General features: G+C 41.4%; 17 protein-coding genes. 6 read left to right on the top strand and 11 right to left on the bottom strand.

Annotated features, from left to right (window positions below; all coding sequences use genetic code 11):
• Positions 1 to 7 precede the first annotated feature (7 nt).
• A complete protein-coding gene (gene bcp, locus BGP78_RS13750; RefSeq protein ID WP_119861904.1) occupies positions 8 to 481 on the top strand; it encodes a thioredoxin-dependent thiol peroxidase in 474 nt (157 codons plus the stop codon).
• A gap of 68 nt (positions 482 to 549) precedes the next feature.
• On the opposite strand, the gene BGP78_RS13745 is transcribed toward bcp, so the two are convergent.
• The 8 genes from BGP78_RS13745 to BGP78_RS13710 all read right to left on the bottom strand — a co-directional run bounded on the left by BGP78_RS13745 (position 550) and on the right by BGP78_RS13710 (position 9526).
• Positions 550 to 1719, bottom strand: coding sequence for a cystathionine beta-lyase (locus tag BGP78_RS13745; RefSeq protein ID WP_119861903.1), 1170 nt, complete (start codon positions 1717 to 1719; stop codon positions 550 to 552).
• Positions 1720 to 1729: 10 nt separating this feature from the next.
• Positions 1730 to 2644, bottom strand: a complete 915-nt coding sequence (nudC, locus tag BGP78_RS13740; protein WP_171041124.1) for an NAD(+) diphosphatase — start codon at positions 2642 to 2644, stop codon at positions 1730 to 1732.
• A gap of 152 nt (positions 2645 to 2796) precedes the next feature.
• Positions 2797 to 3591, bottom strand: coding sequence for a glucosamine-6-phosphate deaminase (nagB, locus tag BGP78_RS13735; RefSeq protein WP_119861902.1), 795 nt, complete (start codon positions 3589 to 3591; stop codon positions 2797 to 2799).
• A 239-nt stretch (positions 3592 to 3830) separates the two neighbouring features.
• Positions 3831 to 4958, bottom strand: coding sequence for a transmembrane glucosamine N-acetyltransferase NagX (gene nagX / locus BGP78_RS13730; RefSeq protein ID WP_119861901.1), 1128 nt, complete (start codon positions 4956 to 4958; stop codon positions 3831 to 3833).
• A gap of 64 nt (positions 4959 to 5022) precedes the next feature.
• Positions 5023 to 6147, bottom strand: a complete 1125-nt coding sequence (nagA, locus tag BGP78_RS13725; protein WP_119861900.1) for an N-acetylglucosamine-6-phosphate deacetylase — start codon at positions 6145 to 6147, stop codon at positions 5023 to 5025.
• On the bottom strand, positions 6147 to 7058 hold the full coding sequence (gene nagK, locus BGP78_RS13720; RefSeq protein WP_119861899.1) for an N-acetylglucosamine kinase: 912 nt from the start codon (positions 7056 to 7058) through the stop codon (positions 6147 to 6149). Before nagK ends, nagA begins: the two co-directional genes overlap by 1 nt.
• Positions 7059 to 7388: 330 nt before the next feature.
• Positions 7389 to 8231: an isopenicillin N synthase family oxygenase gene (locus BGP78_RS13715; RefSeq protein WP_119861898.1), complete on the bottom strand. Its 843-nt coding sequence runs from the start codon at positions 8229 to 8231 to the stop codon at positions 7389 to 7391.
• Between the two features lie 170 nt (positions 8232 to 8401).
• Positions 8402 to 9526, bottom strand: coding sequence for a hybrid sensor histidine kinase/response regulator (locus tag BGP78_RS13710; protein ID WP_119861897.1), 1125 nt, complete (start codon positions 9524 to 9526; stop codon positions 8402 to 8404).
• Positions 9527 to 9672: 146 nt separating this feature from the next.
• Here BGP78_RS13710 and BGP78_RS13705 point away from each other — a divergent pair, with 146 nt between their 5' ends.
• Entirely contained in the window at positions 9673 to 13632 is a 3960-nt protein-coding gene (locus BGP78_RS13705; protein WP_119861896.1) for a response regulator, read from the top strand.
• Here the strand turns inward: BGP78_RS13705 and BGP78_RS13700 are convergent.
• The gene (locus tag BGP78_RS13700) at positions 13620 to 14417 is read right to left on the bottom strand and encodes a M48 family metallopeptidase (RefSeq protein ID WP_119861895.1); all 798 of its coding nucleotides are present in this window, start codon (positions 14415 to 14417) and stop codon (positions 13620 to 13622) included. The two genes, BGP78_RS13705 and BGP78_RS13700, sit on opposite strands and share 13 nt — an antisense overlap.
• Positions 14418 to 14596: 179 nt before the next feature.
• On the opposite strand from BGP78_RS13700, the gene BGP78_RS13695 reads away from it, so the two are divergent.
• Positions 14597 to 15775, top strand: coding sequence for a Bcr/CflA family multidrug efflux MFS transporter (locus tag BGP78_RS13695; protein WP_119861894.1), 1179 nt, complete (start codon positions 14597 to 14599; stop codon positions 15773 to 15775).
• Between the two features lie 57 nt (positions 15776 to 15832).
• Here BGP78_RS13695 and grpE read toward each other — a convergent pair whose 3' ends face one another.
• Together grpE and BGP78_RS13685 are read right to left on the bottom strand one after the other, a co-directional pair.
• Positions 15833 to 16444, bottom strand: a complete 612-nt coding sequence (grpE, locus tag BGP78_RS13690; protein WP_119861893.1) for a nucleotide exchange factor GrpE — start codon at positions 16442 to 16444, stop codon at positions 15833 to 15835.
• 58 nt (positions 16445 to 16502) lie between these two features.
• On the bottom strand, positions 16503 to 17447 hold the full coding sequence (locus tag BGP78_RS13685) for an HrcA family transcriptional regulator (RefSeq protein ID WP_119861892.1): 945 nt from the start codon (positions 17445 to 17447) through the stop codon (positions 16503 to 16505).
• 87 nt (positions 17448 to 17534) lie between these two features.
• Between BGP78_RS13685 and nadK the strand changes: the two genes are divergently transcribed.
• The 3 genes from nadK to recN all read left to right on the top strand — a co-directional run bounded on the left by nadK (position 17535) and on the right by recN (position 20842).
• Entirely contained in the window at positions 17535 to 18419 is an 885-nt protein-coding gene (gene nadK, locus BGP78_RS13680; protein WP_119861891.1) for an NAD(+) kinase, read from the top strand.
• Positions 18420 to 18482: 63 nt separating this feature from the next.
• Positions 18483 to 19070 (top strand): hypothetical protein, encoded by a 588-nt coding sequence (locus BGP78_RS13675; RefSeq protein ID WP_119861890.1) that lies wholly within the window; start codon positions 18483 to 18485, stop codon positions 19068 to 19070.
• Between the two features lie 95 nt (positions 19071 to 19165).
• Positions 19166 to 20842, top strand: coding sequence for a DNA repair protein RecN (gene recN, locus BGP78_RS13670; RefSeq protein WP_119861889.1), 1677 nt, complete (start codon positions 19166 to 19168; stop codon positions 20840 to 20842).
• The last annotated feature ends 45 nt before the right edge of the window (positions 20843 to 20887 follow it).

Below are 20887 nucleotides of genomic sequence, written 5' to 3'. Positions count from 1 at the left end.
AACTTTAATGAATACACTCACTGCAGGCGGTAACGCCCCTTTATTTTCTTTAAAAAACCAAAATGACGAAGTTGTAGAGCTTGCAACCTTGCTGGCCGAACATCAAGTTTTAGTTTACTTTTACCCAAAGGCACTGACACCTGGTTGCACGGTACAGGCTGAGCAGCTACGTGATCATAAAGAGCAACTCGCTCAGCTAGATACTGTTGCTGTGGGTATAAGCCCAGATCCAGTGAAGAAACTCAAAAACTTCGAAACCAAAAAAGAACTGAACTTTGACTTATTGTCAGATGAAGACCACGCCATTGCTGATGCTTTTGGTGTTTGGGGGTTAAAAAAGTTCATGGGTAAAGAGTATGATGGCATTCACCGCCTAAGCTTTTTAGTCGCTAAAGACGGCACCATAAAGCATGTTTTCAATAAATTTAAGACCAAAGAGCATCACCAAGTTGTGCTTGACTACATAAGCAGCAATAGCTAATAAATGCTGTGTAATAAGCATTCACGACTCAGCGTGAATGCTTACCTTTAGGTTAATAATCTCATTACTTAACAATGACTTTCATATATTTCTAGCGCTTGCTGCAAGTCAGTAATCAAATCTTCTACATCTTCTAAACCAATATGCAAACGAATTATTGGACCATCCTGCCACCCTGTTGTCGTGCGCAGAGCCGCCATCGACTTATTCGCAGTGACGAGACTTTCATATCCGCCCCAAGAAAAACCCATTTTAAAATGCTGTAAGCCATCTAAAAATGCGTTAATCGCTTTTTGATTACCTTGCTTCATAACAAAAGAAAATAGTCCATTACTCCCCGTAAAGTCACGTATAAAATGCTCATGCCCTGGGCAACTCGGCAATGCAGGATGACGAACATGATCCACCAGCGGGTGAGTTTCCAACCAATGCGCCACCTTTAATGCAGCTTTTTCATGTTGTGCTAATCTTACCGGCATAGTACGTAACCCACGCAGTGCCAAATACGCATCATCGGCTGATGTGCACTGACCGAGTAGATATGAATGCTCTCTTAATGTTGGCCACAGCGCTTCATTTGCAACCGCAACCCCCATCATGACATCGGAATGACCCACAATATATTTTGTCGCTGCTTGAATGCTAATATCAACACCATGATCCAACGGTTTGTAATGCCAGCCATTGCCGTATGTATTGTCTAGCATCGTAATTAAATCATGTTGCTTGGCAACCGCAACCAAACTTGGTACATCTTGTACTTCCATAGTTATGGAACCAGGAGACTCTAAAAAAAGCACCCGAGTATTAGGCTGTATTAAAGCCTTAATTCCAGCTCCGATCATAGGGTCATAATAGGTCGTCGTGATCCCTAGCCCTAATAAAATCTTATCGCATAGGTCCCGCGTAGGCTCATAAGCAGTATCCACCATGAGTAAGTGATCGCCTGATTTTAAAAACGACAGTAAAGATTGACTAATGGCAGCGGCACCTGATGGATATAACGCACACCCTGCAGCATTCTCTAATTCCATAACAGCATCTTGCAACGCGTAATGTGTTTGCGTGCCTCTACGCCCATAAAACAACGTACGGTTACCCCGCCCTTTAACTGCCTCATGTAATTCAGCAACGGAATCAAACACCACGGTAGAGGCTCTTTGCACGACTGGATTTACAACCCCGTGCGTATACTGGCTCTTTCGACCAGAACTGATCAATTTTGTATTCTTCTTCATATTTTAACCTTTAAGATGCTCGCCAATGTTCTAGAAGATAGCGAGATATTGAATCTTTACGTGTTAACTTAAAACCTGGAGCATCCACTCCCCACTCTAAAAATGCGTCTAATTCTGAACGGGAAAACCATTGTGCATGATCAAGTTCATCTTGTTCAACAGCAATATCGGTTGTCGTTGCTTTCGCAATAAAACCCAGCATCAAAGAGCTTGGGAACGGCCATGGTTGAGAAGCCAAATATTTCACTTCTGCAACGTCAATATTTGCTTCTTCTTTAACTTCCCGAATAACAGCTTGTTCAAGCGTCTCAGCAGGGTCTACAAACCCAGCTAACGTCGAATAAACCCCATCAGGCCATTGAGCTTGACGACCAAGTAAACAGCGTTCTATACCATCGCTGAACATATGTGTTACCAACATTATGACTGCAGGGTCCGTTCTAGGAAATGTCATATGTCGACACTCAGGGTTTAAGCATTTGCGGGCATGCCCAGCTTCAACACTTATATTTTTAGTCCCACAACGGCCGCAAAACTGATGTGTATTGTGCCAATAGCACAGCCCTTTAGCTAACACACCAACAGACGCCATAGTTGGTGGTAATTGCGGGCCGACCTGGCGCATATCCACAAAATGTGCGCCGTGAGGGAGTGTCAGATGATCTTTATTGGCACTCTTACTAATATCTAACGCAAAATAACTTTCCTGACCATCAAGTCCGAGAAATACTGCATTATCTAAATGAAACTCTTTGACTTCACTGAATGATAACGTAATGAGCTGGCATGTCTCAGTGTCTACCAAGTTTTTGTCGTCATCTATCAAAAGCCAATGGCTATCACCGCGCATTTGCGCAATGATCCAATCGTTACTTTTTCGCTCACTAGAAGCGCGATTTAAATGCATTTCGGTATAATGTAGCACAGACGGTTCCCTGTTAAATATTTAGCCCAACGCTATCATAACAGAGGATAAAGCAAAACTATTTCAAGAGATTAAGAATGTTCCAAAGAAGTTGGATCAATAGATAAAAAAAAAGCCCTTTCGGGCTTAAAATTACAGTGTAATTTTTTACACTAAAGAGAAGCTAAATAAGCTTGAAGCTTCTGATTTTCAGCTTCAATATGTTGGTAAAACTCAATATCTTTAAGTTTGCTTGCCGCTGCTTTATCAATAACAATAACGGCATCTCGGTGCATTTGCAGTGCAGATGCCGGACAAGCTGCAGTCAATGGACCTTCAATCATCGCTTGAATGGCTTCAGCTTTATTTTCACCTGTTGCCAATAAAACCACTTTCTTAGCGTCTAAAATTGTGCCGATACCCATTGTAATAGACAAATGAGGCTGATATTCATCAGGTTTAAAGAAACGTGCATTATCATCAATCGTTGCTTTGGTTAGTGTTTTAACACGGGTTCTTGACGTTAATCCAGACGAAGGTTCATTAAAACCGATATGTCCATTACGGCCAATACCAAGCAACTGAATATCAATACCGCCTTTTTCTGCAATTTTCTCTTCATACTCATGACATGCGGCAACCGGATTCTTTGCATCTCCCGGTGGAACATATGTGTGCGCTTTATTTATATCGATATGATCAAAAAGCTGACTATTCATAAAGTGACGGTAACTTTGTGGGTGACTACCATCTAAGCCAAGATATTCATCTAAGTTAAAAGACGTAGCCTCTTTAAAGCTCACATCTCCAGCTTGATTACGTTCAATCAATGCCTGATATAAAGCAACAGGAGTTGAGCCTGTAGCCAAGCCTAAAATGGACCTTGCATTTCGATTTAACTGAGCGGTAAAAATATCTGCGCCATAGGCTGCAACTTCGATTGCGTCATTAAGAATAACAATTTGCATAATGTGGGCTCGATTTATAAATTAGGAAAAATGGGATCTGAGCCTCACTTCGCGTGCAATCAAAGTAAGGTCAGATCAAACCTAAAAACGATAGAATTTTAGGTTATTACCATTATGACAACGCTGTCATTATTATCAGAAAACAAGTATTTGTAAAGTAAAAGTGAAGAAAGTTTTTGGAATTACATATTCAAATAGGTGAGGTCCGCATGTGGCGCGGACTTCACAGGCAAACTTATTTACACACTGACAAATATTTTACGTTTATACATCCAGTGTAAAACGATTAGCTGTACAGCCAGTAATGCCACTACACTAAAGAACGGCTGCCATTGCGCTGGTGAACTACTGATAACACCACCAAATACGCTACGCGACACAAACGCCCAATTGACCAATGATGATGCTAAATAAATAATAATGGAATTTGCGCCGATAATCACAAATAGATAAGCAAAACGCTGACCATTAAGTACATCAACCAAAGCATAAAAAGCTGCCAACAGTATGGCACTCCAACCAACTGTCACAAGTACAAATGAGCTAGTCCACAATTCTTTATTTACAGGAAAGTGTAAATCCCATAACCAGCCAAGGCCTAACGCAACAAGCCCAAACAGAAATAACCTTCCGACAGTATGCCATTGACCCACATTTTGTGCTTGTGCAATAAGTCGCCCTGCAAATACACCTGCAATCGCGTTCACAATAGCAGGTAAACTAGATAAAACACCTTCAGGGTCTACAGGTCTATTTTGATAGCTGATCCCAGGTAAAAAGATTGAATCAACCCAAGCATTCCAACTCCCCTTAGCTGACAAATCCCCAGCAATTCCGCCCGGCACAGGAATGAAACATAACAGCACCCAATAGCCGACCAGCACACCTCCGCCAATTAAAGCGAGCATCCGTAAGCTGGTGTGCCACACTAAAAGCATACAAAAAAACCATGCGATTGCGATGCGCCCCAATACACTGGCGTAACGTACCTCATCTAACGCAGCTGGTATTCCAACGCCCCATCCATGATTATAAAGCACTCCAAGGGCCGACAATAAAAACAGCCGCTTTAACGCTTTGTTGTAATAGTCCCGACGTTCAGAGAAAGGCAAATGATCAATGCGCTTGGGAGATAACCCCATAGCAACACCAGATAAGAAAATAAAGAGAGGAAAAATTAGATCATAAAATGTAAATCCATGCCATGCACTATGCACTGTATGGGCCTCAAATACTTTCCAACCTTGCCAACCCGTCAATACAAATAATGCTGCGAATATAGACTGACCGCCTAAAATCCAGAACATATCCATGCCTCGCAGTGCATCAAGCGAAGCTAAGCGTTTTTTTTCAGTTTTTGTTGTCATATTTTGCTGCCTTAAAAGCAAAAAAGCCCCGCTATTAATTCAGCGGGGTTTTTCTCAGGGAGAGTTAAATCTGTTTTCCAGCGATAAAGGTCGCTTGAGTATAAATTTGATCATCTAACACAACAAAATCTGCGTCAGCACCATCACGCAGGTGGCCTTTCGTTTTCAAACCTAAATACTCTGCTGGATAAAGTGACGCCATACGCAAACTTTCCGATAGCGGCACGTCAAGCCAGTTTACCGTATTGCGAACGGCACTTGCCATATCAAGAACACTGCCCGCAAGTTCACCCGTTGTTGAGTTTAGCCTATCACCCGTGCGGATCACTTTTCTCCCATCAAAGAAGTCAAATTCCATATCATCAGTGCCTACAGGTGGCATCGCATCAGTCACTAGCATTATTTTTCCACGCTGCTTAGCTCTAAGCGCAAGCTTGGCTGATGTGCTATGAACATGATGTCCATCAACAATTAACCCACACCATGAGTTATCATCCCATAACGCAGCACCAACAACGCCAGGCTCTCTTGAGGTAAATGCTGACATTGCATTAAATAAGTGAGTAAACCCATCAGCACCAACATGTAATGCATTCATCGTTGTTTGGTAATCGGCATTTGAATGGCCTACACACACCTTTACACCTAAGCTCACAAGCCTTTCAATGTCTTGTAATGGCACTGTTTCGGGCGCCAGTGTAACCATTTTCACGCCTAAGTCTTGACGAGCATAAATTTCAAACTCTTGCTCTGTGATAGAGCGAATATATTGCTCGCTATGAGTGCCTTTTTTAGGATGTGACAAATGTGGACCTTCAAAGTGAATACCCAGCACACCTGCTTGCCCATTGGCAATAGCTTCTGCCGTGGCATCTGCCGCTTTAGCCATTACTTCCACTTTGTCAGTAATGAGCGTTGGCATAAGTGCTGTCGAGCCAAATTGGCCATGTGCAGACACCATTTTAGCTAAGCAACTAGTTGTTTGCTCAGCATTAAAAAATGCCCCACCACCACCATTGACTTGCACATCAATAAAGCCAGGTACAACTAATCCATCAAGTTCAATTAAGTCAGTGCTTAATTCATCATGTGGATATGCAATCTTTCCATCTTCAACAGCAAATATCATGTTGCTGATGAATGTATTGCCGTCAAATAACTTTTTTGCTCGATATAATTGCCTAGACATTACTTGACCTTATTTAATTGTTGCTCAACAGAGTTTATTGCAAAGTATATCGCACCCATCTCTGGCGGTTGCTTGGGTAGTTCTACTTTTTCTGCAATCTCAGGAGCAAGCCACTTACTTAATGGTTCAGCTAAGCCACCGATCATAGATAATCGAGGAGGACCACTGTCTAATAAGCGCTGCGCTAAACGGCTAATATACTCGGCACCTTGCTTTACAATTGCTAACGCCAGCGCATCACCCTGCTCAGCAGCACTAAACACAAAGCGCGCTAGTTTGGCGTAGCCACTTGATGGTTGGCCTGCCATTTGCTCAGCAATGCCCATTGCATTTTCTGTATTGAAGTGCTGTAGTAATAAGCTCGACAAAAGTGTTGGCTGGCCTAACCCATCTAAATCAAGCAATGCGACTTTCACAGCTTCTAAGCCCATCCAAGCGCCGCTACCCATATCACCTTGGGCAAAACCATGGCCACCAAAATTAACTGTTTTTCCATTCACCAACGAGAACCCACACGAACCAGTACCCGTTATTATTACAGCTCCATCCTCACCTTCGTGAGCACCAATACAGGCTGTATGAAGGTCTGTCGTCAAAAACATTTGTTGAAACGGGTGATCCCACTGCATAATTTTGTCATACAATGCAGGTAGGTTAACGCCGGCAAGTCCTAGGCCTGCATTTAGTGAATGGACTTGTTCTACGTGTAATCCCGCATCTTGCAAAGCGAGCTGTGTTGAGACCATGATAGACTCGAGAGTACGTTCAAGACCGTGCAACGGGTTTGCTGGACCACCTAAACCAGTGCCTAACACACCGTGTTCTAAAGAATAGATAGTAGCTCGGCATTTCGTCCCTCCGCCGTCTATACCTATATATAATTGGTCTTGTTGCACCTGTTTAGCCATCATGTTGCGACCTCTATGAAAATGGGGTTTAGCTCAATTTTATTTATTTCTTTACTGAGCGTTTAGTCATGTTGAATTAATGTTACACATAAAATGACAGCGTTGTCATTACTTTTTTTTTAAAAATGAGCAATATTGAAAAAATCTAATATTGCACATATTAAGATTATTGTCAGGAAAAATTTACCTAATTTGTTGAAATCAAGCAAAGAAATAACAATTACTGACGACTCCACCTAACATATAGCTTAAAATTACGGCTATTTTTACTTTCTTCATAAAAAAGCCAATCTTTATGATTGGCTTTTTTTCGTCATTGATTTCAAGCTAAGCTTACTTTACACCGAGTTCTCGCAAACGTTCTTGTAAGTAACTGTCTGCCGTATAACGTTCAGATAGCTCTACATCTGGGCGAGGGTGTAAGAACAATGGCAAAGAGATCCTAGATTTTTCAGACCCCTTACCTGTTGGATTAATTACTCGGTGAATCGTTGAAGGAAAGTAGCCTCCAGACGCCTCTTGCAACATATCACCAATATTAATGATTAATGAACCAAAGTCACATGGCACATCTAACCAACCGCCTTCTTTAGTCTGTACTTGCAAGCCTGGTTCATTAGAAGCAGGTAATACAGTTAACAGGTTAATATCTCCATGTGCAGCGGCACGAATAGCCCCTGGCTCCTCATCACCAGTCATTGGCGGGTAATGCAAAATGCGCAGTAGCGTTTGCTCTGACTCAGCAATCATGTCTTTTAGATCGATTGAGAATTTAGAGCGCACATTTTCAGGCGCTTGCGCTTGAACCCAGCTTAGCAACTCTGCAGCAAACTCATTAGCCAAACGGTAGTACTCGCGGATCTCCGCTTCTAACTGAGCAGGTACACGCCCCTTTGGATAAACATGAAAGTACTCTTTAATATCTTTAACGGTGAAGCCTTTGGCAACTTCCGATACATCCGGTGGGAAATAACCATCTTGAGTGTTTTTGTTAAATAAAAACTCATGCTTTTGCTCTGAATTAAAAAACGCCTGCCAATTTTTATAAATGGATTCGACGAGCGATTGTGGGATCGGGTGGTTTTTTAAAACACCGAACCCTGTATTACGAAGAGATTCGACAAATTGAGACGCGGCGTCAGAGGCACGATAATCGACTGTTGGTAGTTGTTGCATAATGGTTCCACCCAGATTGTTGCGTGATCAATCAATCACTTTCAATACCAATTCTTATGGCTGAAGTAATCAATTTAAATAATCTATTATTGCTCGCGAGCATAGATAAATAAACCAGTGCAGATAAGGACTTTTGTCCGCTGCACTGCCACTTATACAACTACTTTGATTTAGCGCAAACGCATCATAGGTATTTTTATTATCCACTCTATACCTCGCTCGGTACTTCGAACTGTATATCCACCTTGTAACGCACCACTAATGATATTAGCAGCAACCGGCGTACTCAAACCAACGTGACCACTGTTCCCTCTGCGAGACGTGACAAACGGCTTAAGTAAATCTTCAATCGTTATATCAATGAGGCCTATCCCATTATCCGTATAGTGTATTTCTATTTCTTGCTCATTTGCGCGTAATATTATTTCAATTGGTCCTTTTTTATCTACCAAACCATGATTGATAGAATCTTCAATAATATTGCCCATCACTAATTGTAATAAATTTGCATCTAATGTCACATCGAGCACTGAATGATCCGACATTAATTTTATCTCTACGCCCGTTTCATCAAAATGATATTGACTGATCAATTGCTTAAATACCTCAACAAGGTCACACATGCCTGGCTGCGCAGGTGCCTCGGCCTTTGAAATGGTTTTAAGTAAATTGACAAACTCAGCCACACGACTCAAGCTTCTTTCACAGAGTTCGATACTCTCATTAGACTGTATTAATAAGTCGGAAAGTAAGTTTTGTGACAGTGTTTTATTCTCAAACTCTTTCGTTAATTCAGCAATCACCCCAAATAAATGAGATGCGGCCGTGATCCCTGTACCAAGCGGCGTATTGATTTCATGAGCAACACCAACAACCATTTGGTTTAGTGCATCTGAGAGTTGCCGTTTAACTTGTAATGCATTTGCCTCTAATAATTTTATTTGCGTATTCACACGCGCATTAATTTCTGCGGGTCTAAAGGGTTTGCTAATGTAATCAACCCCTCCTACCTCTAATGCCTCTACAATATTATCTGTATCGGTGTAAGCACTTACAAACATGAGAGGTATGTGGCTTGTTCGCTTATCTGCTTTTAAAAGTCGACACAAATCCACGCCACTCATGTTAGGCATTTTAATATCTGTGATTATCAGATCGGGTAATTGATTTTCAATGAGTTGCAAAGCAGTATGACCACTAGTTGCAGCTCGTATTCTAAATCGAGGACACTTCAAAATTAATTGCAACATTTGCAGATTTTCTGCCACATCATCGACGATTAAAATATCAAACATGCTAACTCCCTAAGCCTAATGGGCTGAGTATAGTCAACTCCAGGTTGATTGCTTAGTTAGAGTGAATTTTAGAGTTTTCTTGTGAAAAGTGTATAGCAAGCTATGGTTTAAATCAGAGTAACGTAAAGTCATAGTATTGGAGACAAATGAGCGCGAAATTACTGGTTAACTTATTATTTTATATGATGAGCCTATTATTTGTGTTGTTGCTCAGCGTCGTGCTTTATTCGTTTCACATATCAAAACAAGAAGTTCGCACTTTAAACGCCATCAATTCACTCCAAAATCTCACCAACGAACTAAAACAGAGCTCTGACTTACTAACCAATTATGCGCGAAACTATTCAGTGACAGGGGAAAAACAGTGGTTTATTTTGTTTAACCATGTTTTGGCAATTCGCAATGGGTATTTACCTGCACCAAAGAACCCCATTAATTATTGGGATAATTTAGCCAAAAACTCAGTCCGTCATTTAAGTAACTCCTTCGACGAGAAAAACCACCTCTCTATTATTGAACGGATCGCGCAGACTGGGATACGACAAGAAGAAATCTATAATTTAACCCTTGCGCTCGATACTTCTGATCAATTGGTAAAGTTAGAAGAGCAAGCATTTGAGTTACTTCATAGCCAACCCAATGAAGGAAAAGCAGCTGCACAAAACATTCTCTTTGGGCAACCCTATTTAGAAGAGAAAGCAAAAATAATGAATGCCATCGCCCACGCCAGTAAAGTCATTGATATTCGTAAACAAACTCACCGAGAAATATTGAATGAGCAAGCAACTAAAAATCAATATTTAGTGACCGCTTGCTTTTCTCTTACCTTCATAATGTTCTTGTTTTCTTACATAATGCTCAGGATCCGCTATTTTTTACCGATAAGAAAAATTCACAAAGTCATTTCAGAATCTTTAAATCAAAAGCGCCATACACTCCAACTACCGAATGATCTGTCTGGTGAGTTAGGCACCTTAGCCAAAGTATTTAACGCGACATTGAAGCAATTAAACAGCAAAATACAAGCCGCGGGCGCCATAGAAAAATACCATACGGCCTTACGTGGTAAAAACAAACTCAATGATGTTATTCAAGAGTCTCTGCAATTTGTGTCACTACAATACAACGCACCCAGCTGCGGTATTTTTATGTTCGAGGAAGATAACTTAAAACTATTTGAGTCGACAGGAACCCCCCCATGCTTTGACAAAAACTCTCCTCATATTAAAGCAGCGTTAAAAACTAAACAGCCACAAAGGTTGGGCGCATCATCACAGACACTAAGTATCACTAAAGACCAACAAGTACTGGAACTTGCGCAAATTCAATTGTTCCCTCTATTAGTCAATGATCGCTGTATTGGCATTTTATATCTCGGGTGCGTATTTGAACTCGATGAATATCAGTTAGATAGCCTTGAGCAAATCAGCCGTGAACTGGCCGTTTCACTAGAGATAAGCAGGAACAATGCAAGACAACAAGAAATTGAAGCCGCTTTATCTCAGCAACTTGAGTTAACGCATCATATTGTCAATGCAATTCCTAACCCCACGTATTATCGAGACAAGAGTGGGAATTTTATGGGAGTAAATCGTGCTTTTTTGACGTTCCTCAATCAATTCGAAGTGGATGTAATCGGCAGCTCACTCGACACTGTTTTTGATACAGGCACAGCCAGCCTATTTCATGCGCAAGCGCAAAATATTTTCCAAAAACAAATGAACGTTGCTTACGAACTTGTTACCTTGGATGGCCAAGACAATGCGGTAGAGCTCATCGTATATGAAGCGCCATTTTTCAATAGTAAGGGAGAAGTAGCCGGTATAGTCGGTATGTTTTTGGACGTTACACAACGAAACGAGCTAGAAAGAGAGCTGGTGTCATCGAAAGAACTTGCAGATCGCTCAGCTAAAGTCAAAGGGGAGTTCTTAGCTAATATGAGTCATGAAATTCGCACTCCCATGAATGCAATTATTGGCATGGCGCATTTGGCATTGAGCACAGATTTAAACCCTAAACAATATAACTATGTAAATAAAATTGATGTAGCAGCTAAACAATTACTGCGCTTGATAAACGATATTTTAGACTTTTCTAAAATCGACGCAGGGAAAATTGAAATTGAACACACTAAATTTGAACTCGATAAACTCTTAGATAATGTAATGACCATTGTCAGTGTCAAAGCACAAGAAAAACAACTAGAGCTCATTTTTGACGTGCCGAGTACCATCCCAAATAATTTAGTGGGTGATCCATTACGGTTGAGTCAAATTTTGATTAACCTGGCTGGTAATGCCGTGAAGTTTACCGAACAAGGGCATGTATCAATAAAGATTAGAGAGCTAGAACCCGGTAAAGAGAGTACTAAAATCACATTCTCTGTCATTGACACGGGTATTGGTATGAACCCACAACAACAGCAAAAACTGTTTAAGTCGTTCTCCCAAGCCGATACGTCAATTACCCGAAAGTATGGAGGCACCGGATTGGGCCTCACTATTTCCCAACAATTAGTCAAACTAATGGGTGGAGAAATATATATAGAAAGCAGCTTAGAGAAAGGCTCTACGTTTTATTTCACGTTAGAGTTACCCCTTGATAAACACTCTCAGCAGGTGGTCCCTCCGACACTTACTACCACAAAAAATATTCTAATCGTAGATGACAATGCACAAGCAACAGAGGTGCTAGAGGGTATGCTCACCAATATGAACGCTATGGTGTCAAGTACCAATAGTGCGCTAAATGCCATTGATGTAATGGCGGCAGCCTCTGAGCCTTTCGATGCGCTCATTATTGATTGGCAAATGCCTGAAATGGATGGCCTGACAGCCATCGAAATTTTAAATAAACGCAACTTGCTCACTCAAACTAAAGTAATATTAACAACCGCTTATGGCCGAGAGTTAGAACTTAAGCCCTCTCAAAAGGCATGTATTTCTGGCGTTGTCCTAAAACCCATAAATGCCTCTCATTTATTCGATACACTCATTAGCTGTTTGGGGCCATACACTCAGCCAAGTACCACTAAAGACGCGGCACAAGAGAAAGTACCAACCAGTTTACAAGACATATCTATACTTCTTGCCGAAGATCAGCCCGTTAATCAAGAAATCGCTGTAGAAATATTATCTAGTTATGGGGCAATGATTGATGTTGCTAATGATGGGATGGAAGCACTCAAAAAAATAGCTAAGACGCGGTATGATGTTGTATTAATGGATATGCAAATGCCTAACATGGGGGGTATTCAGGCCACGCAGGCCATTCGCAAACAGCCGGAAAACAACGATCTCCCCATCATTGCGATGACAGCCAATGCCATGCAAGAAGATATAACACTTTGCTTAGATAGCGGGATGAACGACCATATATCCAAACCCATTGATGTGCCTGTTATGATCAAAACCATACAAGCGCATCTCATACCATCGGTTACAGAACCTAAGACACTTCACATACCTGAATCAGATGTGGCTCCTGTGGAAAATAGCGAGCAAGCAGCGCCCCCAGAGCGCAACTTAGAAGGGATCAATATTGAAGAAGGCATAGAGAGGGCTGCCGGAAATAAGCAAATATACTTCAATATCCTCACTACCTTTTTATCACAGCAAGTCGAAGAGTTAATTAATTTAAAGCAAGCGATAGCAATCACAAACTATGAATTAGCAGCAAATATTTTACATGCAATCAAGGGGGCGGCGGCAAATCTATCTATTTACTTCATCACAGAAAAAGCAAAAGCGCTGGAAATTCAGTTACAAAATATGGCGGTAGATATTAACGAGATCGACATCATGATTGAGTATGTAAACACCACGCTCGCGGTATGCCCTCATATTATGAATCAACAGCTAAATGATGATCCGCAACCCGGCCTAGACACAGCCTATATGCTAGATAAACTTGCACAAGCACTCCTTGAGTTCGATACGAGTGCATCAGAGCTTGTTTTACAATTAACGTGTGATGAACATCTTAGTCAAGCTGAGCTTGATGAATTAAAAACACTTATTTCACGCTTTGAATTTGCCCAAGCGCAAACAGCGCTGGGTAAAATCCAAAGTAAAATCTCAGAACCGAACTCAAGCTACTTACATTGAGGCTTTTTGCCCGACTGCCATGCAGCTTGCTTTAGTCTAGACGCTTCATCCAGTTTAGACGTTAAGTTTGCAATTCGACTTTGTGGTGCGGGGTGTGTTGACATAAATTCTGGCGGGCGCTCTCCTGAAGAAGCCGCTTCCATGTTTTCCCAAAGTGCCACAGAGCCCTCAGGCTGAAAACCTGCTTTGGCCATCAGATCCAATCCAATCACATCAGCTTCACTCTCATGTGTTCTTCCAAATGGTAACGCAACGCCATATTGTGCACCAAGCCCTAACCCTTGCATAATTGCATTTCTATATTCAACATTACCCATTTGTAGTGCAGTACTACTCGCCTGAAGACCAAACTGTAATAAGCTATTTTGAGAGACTCTCTCATTTGAATGCTCAGCAATAACATGCCCCACTTCATGACCCATAACAGCAGCTAACTGATCTTGATTCTTAGCAACATTCAACAAGCCTGTGTGAACCCCGATTTTTCCGCCCGGTAATGCAAAGGCATTGGCGCTTGGCTCCTTAAACACGACCACTTCCCACTGCTGATTTGCATAATTACTGGGAAGCTCTGCAATTAAATGCTCCGCAATGCATTTTACATACGCATTCATGCTTGGATCGGTTTCAATAGCTTGTTCTTTCTTCATTTGTTCAAAGCTCGCCGACCCCATTTCATTCATCTTTTGATCTGAATAAAGCGCAATTTGTGTCCTACCCGTAGGCGACGTTTTGCACCCACTCACTAATAAAGCAAAAGCCAATATTGAAATGATTTTTTTCATTGTATTATCCAAAATAGGTGGTGACTGTACCTAGTGTAAAACATTCACATAATGTCTCAAGATACAAATTAGTACTTTCATCTATCATAACTCAAAAACAGCCTTTCTTGTCTCATATCGAGCTAATGACATTAAATATTTGATAGAATGGCAACAAATATAATAAAGACACGTCACCAATGACACAAGACCACCCACTTGGCCGGTTATTCCTGCCTCTGCTCGCCAGTATTGTTGCACTTACACCACTTGCAATTGATTTATACTTGCCTGCAATGTTAGTCATTGCATCTGACTTAAACTCTAATTTAGAAAGTGTTCAGGTCTCATTGAGCAGTTATCTCGGGGGCTATGCATTAGGCATGATGGTTTTTGGCCCGCTCGCAGACCGCTTTTCTCGCACACGATTAACTCAGGTCGGTTTGCTCGGTTTCGCCGTTAGTTCTATTGCACTTGCGATTACACGAGATATCGACGCTTTTTGTGTTTTAAGGATCGTACAAGCATTTTTTGGTGCAGCCGCAACCGTGGTTGTCCCAGGCGTTATTCGTCACTACTACAAAGAGCATACTGCCAAAGGTATGTCTTATGTCTCCATGATCATGATGGTTGCTCCGCTTATCGCACCCTCTTTAGGTGTTGCACTGATGATGGTTTGGCACTGGAGTGCCATATTCTTCGTTCTCGCGCTTTATGCTGTCATCATATTTTGCATCACGCTATCAACAAGTATCGACGTGCCAAGGTTTACCAATGAAAAAATAACCGTGCACTTTTTTACAAAAAACTACTTAACCGTTTTTGCAAATAAAGCGGCACGAAATGATATTCTAACCTCGATGCTTGCTTCGTTCGCCTTTTTTTGTTTTTTAACGTCGGTGCCTTTTATTTATCTAGATTACTACCGTGTATCTGAGCAATTGTTTGGCGTGCTGTTTGCGCTGAATATTATTGCACTCATGTTAGGCAATTTACTCAATACGCGATTAGTGCCAAAAATTGGTTCTCGAAAAATGCTTTATATTGGCCTTTTTACGGGTCTCTTATCGGGTATTGCTGTATTAGCAGAAAGTATGGCTGATATGGGTGTGTGGATCATCGCCAGTACCATTGCGCCTTTAATGATGAGTTTAGGAATAATTGCGAGTAATGCAGACGCTTTAATCTTAATCGCTTTTGAAAAGCATACAGGTACTGCTACGGCGGTAATAGGCACGCTTAGATTTGGCAGTGGTGCGCTAGTCGGACCGTTATTAGCATTAGTTCAACCAAACAATACAATCCCCTTTGCAACCTTTATGTTTATGGCTGTGATATTGGCTGGGTTGTGCCAACTCAGACAACGTAACTTTAATTAGGGTATAAAAAAGGCCTAATAATCGGCCTTCTCGCTATATCATACGGACTATTAAGGGTTATTCAGCTTCTTTTGAAACCATAACCATCGCAGGACGTAATAAACGACCGTTTAACGTATACCCTTTTTGCATAACCGCCAGTACTGTATTTGGTGATACATCATTACTTGGCTGAATAGACATTGCTTGATGGAACTCTGGGTTAAAAGTTTCACCTTGTGGGTTTACCATCTCAACGCCGAATTTTGCCACTGCATCTGAGAAGCTCTTTAAGGTCATATCAATACCCTCAAGAACTGGCTTTAATGTTTCATTTTCTTTATCTGAAAACTCAATGGCACGTTCTAGGTTATCAATAACAGGCAGCAACTCATTTGCAAACTTTTCTAATGCAAATTTGTGTGCTTTCTCTACATCTTGAGCTGCACGACGACGCATATTTTCAATATCTGCCGCTGCACGCACTACGCTGTCTTTTTGGTCAGCCACTTGCTGTTTTGTTGCTTCTAATTCAGCATACAAACCAGCAATCTCTTCTTCTGGGCTCAGTTCAGCTTCAACTTCAGTTTCTACGTCTTGTGCTTCTACGTTCTCAACTGAGTCGCTTGCTTGTTCAACTGGCTCTACTATCTCTTGATCATGTTCAGTGGCATTATTTTGCTCAGACATGTAAAACTTCTCCGATTCTTTACAATTGACGCTAATTATGGGGATTGAATTTATAGATTCAAGACCCAACCGTCTCAATTTGAGAAAATTCTCCTATGATTGCCTCAATTGGCGCATACACAGGACAAATTATACAAAATCGACTTTGATATTCACCCTCAGTAAAATAAGGAAGGCTTATCACGATAGACTCCTCAATATTAAGGGTGCTCAATTCATTTGCATAGAGTACCGATACCCCATTTTTAAATGCAAGCTTGTCTTCCACTTGATGTAAAAATGGCACACCGATATTTAGTTCACTCTCGAGCTCTAGACTTTGATATAAATATCGCTCCCCAACTACAATACTGTTGTCAGTGCCTAGCTGCTGACTTAACTCTCTGGTCCACTGTGCAAGTTGATCATGACACTCTGACGGCGCACTATGAGCCATTGCTCGCATTCTGTGCAGCCCTTCAATTAAGGTCTGCTGACTAAACACCGTGTTCATCCAAGCAGCAAATTGATAGCGCATAGCGTCTGAGTCGTTATCTGGCTTCTTAATACAAATATTATGTGATTGACCAGCTTTGTCTATCAATAATACTAACCAAGACTCGCTATCAAACCCTAATACTTCAACCCTAAATACCAAACGAGAACTTGCTTGAGGCAAACCTACACAGCAACAAACTTGGTACTTTTGACTCAAACCATGAGCAAATTCCACTAACTGATGTTGTTGAGGTTGCCAGTACGTCGCTATTTTCGACAGCTCAAAAAATTCTTCAAACCAATATTTAAAACCGGCTTCAGTGGGGACCCTACCCGCCGATGTATGTGGCGAATATAAAAGCCCCTCACGTTCCAGTCTTGCCATCACATTTCGGACGGTCGCAGAGCATACAGCCATCCCTTTTTGCTTGGCTATTTTGCTAGACGCTACAGGGCTGCCTTCATTATCACAGTAAAGGCCCATCACCGCTGTAAAGATTTGTTGGTCGCGTGCTGTTATTTTCATATTATTTTAATGGTGACGTTAATTGTCAGTTTCAAGTGGTAAAGAATTCAGTTAATCTTGCGCTATTAAAGAACAAGGGCCATTACCATGACAACACCTTTTAAAACCATAGGTTTAATTGGCAAGCCAAGCCATGAAGGCGCCGCGTTGACATTACAACGCTTATATACCTTTTTGCAAGCATTAGGTTATGAGGTTTTAGTAGAATCCCGTGTTGGCGCACAAATAGACTCGATTGATAACAGTGCATTAACAGAACTCGTTGAATTGGGCCGTTTATGCGACTTAGCCGTTGTCGTCGGCGGAGATGGTAATATGCTCGGTGCGGCCAGAGTGTTAGCTCGCTTTGACGTTGCAGTGATCGGCGTTAACAGAGGCAATTTGGGCTTCTTAACCGACTTAAGCCCCGATGGATTCGAAGCGAGCTTAGAAGCGGTATTACGAGGCGAATTTATTTCTGAATCGCGCTTTTTACTCGAAGTTGAAGTCTATCGTCACGCGGAGTTAAAAAGTGCTAATTCCGCTGTCAACGAAGCCGTTTTACACGCAGATAAAGTGGCACATATGATAGAGTTCGAAGCATTTATTGATGATGAATTTGTTTTTTCACAGCGCTCTGATGGACTCATCGTTTCAACGCCTACCGGCTCTACTGCCTATTCATTATCTGGCGGAGGGCCGATCCTCACACCAGAACTCAATGCTATGGCACTCGTCCCTATGTTTCCTCATACTCTATCTAGTAGACCCTTAGTGGTCGATGCGGATAAACAAGTCAGATTAAAATTAAGCCTTTCAAATACTGACAGTTTACAAGTTAGCTGTGACAGTCACGTTGTGTTAGCGGTGCTGCCCGGGGATGAAGTTGTGATCAAAAAAGCCGATAAAAAGCTACGTTTGATCCATCCGAAGTCTTATTCCTACTACAATGTTCTTAGACAAAAATTAAATTGGGGCAGCAGGCTTTACTAACACCATAAAGATAACGCACAATAGCGAATTAGCATTTTTCTAAATTAGGAAATTATAAGAATTATGAGCTACATTGTTTTTTCCACCTTAGTACTATTAATAACTTTATTAGGTGTTTATGTGGTGATTGAAAATAATCGTAAAAAGGCACGTGAAGCCGAAAAAAAAGTGTTCAATGATCGATTAAAGAAAATCACGTCTCAATTTAAATCTAAAACTGCAGAATTTGTTGAAGCCAAAGCCCTACGGCCAAAGTATTCGCCAAAAGTGAATGCGATTGTTGGTAACTTCTTTGTTGTACAAGCACATACTGAAGAAAACCTTGACCAACTTGAGCGAATAGCAGAGCAATTTATCTACTGTGTCGTCAGTGAATTAAATAAGTGCAGAGAAAATGGTAACTTAGATTTGCTCTCAGATCAGCTTCAATATTTTGTCGCAGAACTCCCTACGTCGGGCATTTCTTATAACAAAGAGTTTTATCAAGAGATTCTACCCGCTTTGATCATTATGATAAAAACTCCAGATCAAGGACCAAACAGCACGCCTAGTGACGAGTCAACTCAAAGTAATGACGACACTACATCTGAGACTGCAGATGAGAATAAGGCGACGCAAAAAGTATCCGCTAAGCCACAACCGGTAGCCTAACGGTTAAGCGAAATAACAAGTTATTTCTATTTACTGGTTGCATTTAGATTAAGCACTGTATAAATTAACAGTAAATCACTGTTCGGATACACAGTATGCTAACCAATTTAGAAGTAAATGATTTTGCTATTGTCAGTGCACTCAATATTGAATGGCACTGTGGTATGACTGCGATTACCGGTGAAACCGGGGCAGGTAAATCAATAGCCATTGATGCGTTGTCTTTGTGCTTAGGCGAGCGTGCTGATCCAGCAGCTGTTCGCCCAAGCGCAGACAAAGCCCAAATAAGCGCACACTTTGATATAAGTCAGCTCCCTATTGCTCAACAATTTTTAGCCGAACACATGCTAAATAATGATGATGAAGACTGTATTTTACGACGTGTAGTCAGTAAAAATGGTCGCAGCAAAAGCTATATTAACGGCGTATCCGTTACGGCTAGTCAGCTAAAAGAACTGGGCCAGTATCTCATTTCTATTCATGGCCAACATGCACATCAATTACTTTTAAAACCCGAACACCAATTACACCTGCTTGACTCTTACGCGGGGCACACTCCACTGATGAATGCGGTACGAACCCAGTATACGCATTTTAATAAATTACAGCGTGAGCACAGCAGCCTCTTAAAGTTACAACAAGCACAATCAGCGCGTAAACAACTATTAGAATATCAGGTTGCTGAACTCAATGAATTTGCAATCGCTGAAGGGGAATACGAAGCGATAGAAATAGAACATAGCAAACTCAGTAATAGCCAAACAATTATTGATACCTGCCACCGAGAGTTACAACATCTCTATGAACGAGATGAACAAACTGTCCTGAGTCAATTACAACAAAGTGCACAACAATTTGTTGATTTAACTGGTTATGATCAAGCATTAGAGCCCATAGCACAAATGCTCGACGAAGCCGCAGTTCAAGTTGAAGAGGCATGTAGAGAGCTTCGTAGTTATAGTGGCAGAGTAGAACAAGACCCAATGCGCTTACAAGAGGTAGAAGAGCGACTATCGCAAGCGATGGATTTGTCGAGAAAGCACCATATCAAACCACAAGAGCTTTATGAATTTCATCAACAGCTATGTGAAGAGCTAACCAGTATTAGCTCAGACTCTGCACGCATTGACGACCTTGAGATTGAAATTGCCGATTCATTACAAGCGTATCAATTGGCCGCTCGCTCGCTCAGTGAAAGTCGCGCTAAAGCGGCTACCAAGTTGAACGCTCTGATCTCTAAAAGTATGCATTCTTTGTCTATGGATAATGGTCGCTTTGCGATTGAATTACAGCAAATGCAGCAACAAAAACCAAGTAGCACTGGGTTTGATAATATTGAGTTTTTAGTCTCAACTAACCCAGGTCAGCCCTTACAAGCACTTGGTAAAGTTGCATCAGGTGGTGAACTATCTCGTATAAGTCTCGCAATCCAAGTCATCATTGCTCAACGGGTCACAACCCCAACCTTAATTTTCGACGAAGTCGATGTAGGTATTTCGGGCCCAACCGCCTCACAAGTAGGTAAACTCCTTAGACAGCTCGGTCAGTCAACTCAAGTTATATGTGTGACGCACTTACCGCAAGTCGCTTGTAGTGGTCACCAGCAGCAATTTGTTGCTAAAAAAGTCAAAGATGGGCAAACATTTACATCAATGAAAACGCTTGAACACTCTATGCGCGTAGCAGAAATAGCCAGATTAATAGGCGGAGATAAGATCAGCGATACAACAAAGGCAAGTGCCGAAGAGTTACTCTCAGTACAAAGCGCATAAAAACAACGCTTGAGTTTGTTCACGTTGAGTGATTTATCTATCGAT

Origin of the sequence: Pseudoalteromonas sp. MSK9-3 (genome assembly GCF_003590335.1) — a bacterium.
Taxonomy (GTDB): Bacteria; Pseudomonadota; Gammaproteobacteria; order Enterobacterales; family Alteromonadaceae; genus Pseudoalteromonas.
Note: the sequence above shows the minus strand (reverse complement) of the source record. Positions and strands in the feature narration are given on the sequence as shown.

Coding starts and splice junctions, on each gene's coding strand:
- bcp (WP_119861904.1), top strand. CDS start 8: ATGAATACACTCACTGCAGGCGGTAACGCCCCTTTATTTTCTTTAAAA.
- BGP78_RS13745 (WP_119861903.1), bottom strand. CDS start 1,719: ATGAAGAAGAATACAAAATTGATCAGTTCTGGTCGAAAGAGCCAGTAT.
- nagB (WP_119861902.1), bottom strand. CDS start 3,591: ATGCAAATTGTTATTCTTAATGACGCAATCGAAGTTGCAGCCTATGGC.
- nagX (WP_119861901.1), bottom strand. CDS start 4,958: ATGACAACAAAAACTGAAAAAAAACGCTTAGCTTCGCTTGATGCACTG.
- nagA (WP_119861900.1), bottom strand. CDS start 6,147: ATGTCTAGGCAATTATATCGAGCAAAAAAGTTATTTGACGGCAATACA.
- nagK (WP_119861899.1), bottom strand. CDS start 7,058: ATGATGGCTAAACAGGTGCAACAAGACCAATTATATATAGGTATAGAC.
- BGP78_RS13715 (WP_119861898.1), bottom strand. CDS start 8,231: ATGCAACAACTACCAACAGTCGATTATCGTGCCTCTGACGCCGCGTCT.
- BGP78_RS13710 (WP_119861897.1), bottom strand. CDS start 9,526: ATGTTTGATATTTTAATCGTCGATGATGTGGCAGAAAATCTGCAAATG.
- BGP78_RS13705 (WP_119861896.1), top strand. CDS start 9,673: ATGAGCGCGAAATTACTGGTTAACTTATTATTTTATATGATGAGCCTA.
- BGP78_RS13700 (WP_119861895.1), bottom strand. CDS start 14,417: ATGAAAAAAATCATTTCAATATTGGCTTTTGCTTTATTAGTGAGTGGG.
- BGP78_RS13695 (WP_119861894.1), top strand. CDS start 14,597: ATGACACAAGACCACCCACTTGGCCGGTTATTCCTGCCTCTGCTCGCC.
- grpE (WP_119861893.1), bottom strand. CDS start 16,444: ATGTCTGAGCAAAATAATGCCACTGAACATGATCAAGAGATAGTAGAG.
- BGP78_RS13685 (WP_119861892.1), bottom strand. CDS start 17,447: ATGAAAATAACAGCACGCGACCAACAAATCTTTACAGCGGTGATGGGC.
- nadK (WP_119861891.1), top strand. CDS start 17,535: ATGACAACACCTTTTAAAACCATAGGTTTAATTGGCAAGCCAAGCCAT.
- BGP78_RS13675 (WP_119861890.1), top strand. CDS start 18,483: ATGAGCTACATTGTTTTTTCCACCTTAGTACTATTAATAACTTTATTA.
- recN (WP_119861889.1), top strand. CDS start 19,166: ATGCTAACCAATTTAGAAGTAAATGATTTTGCTATTGTCAGTGCACTC.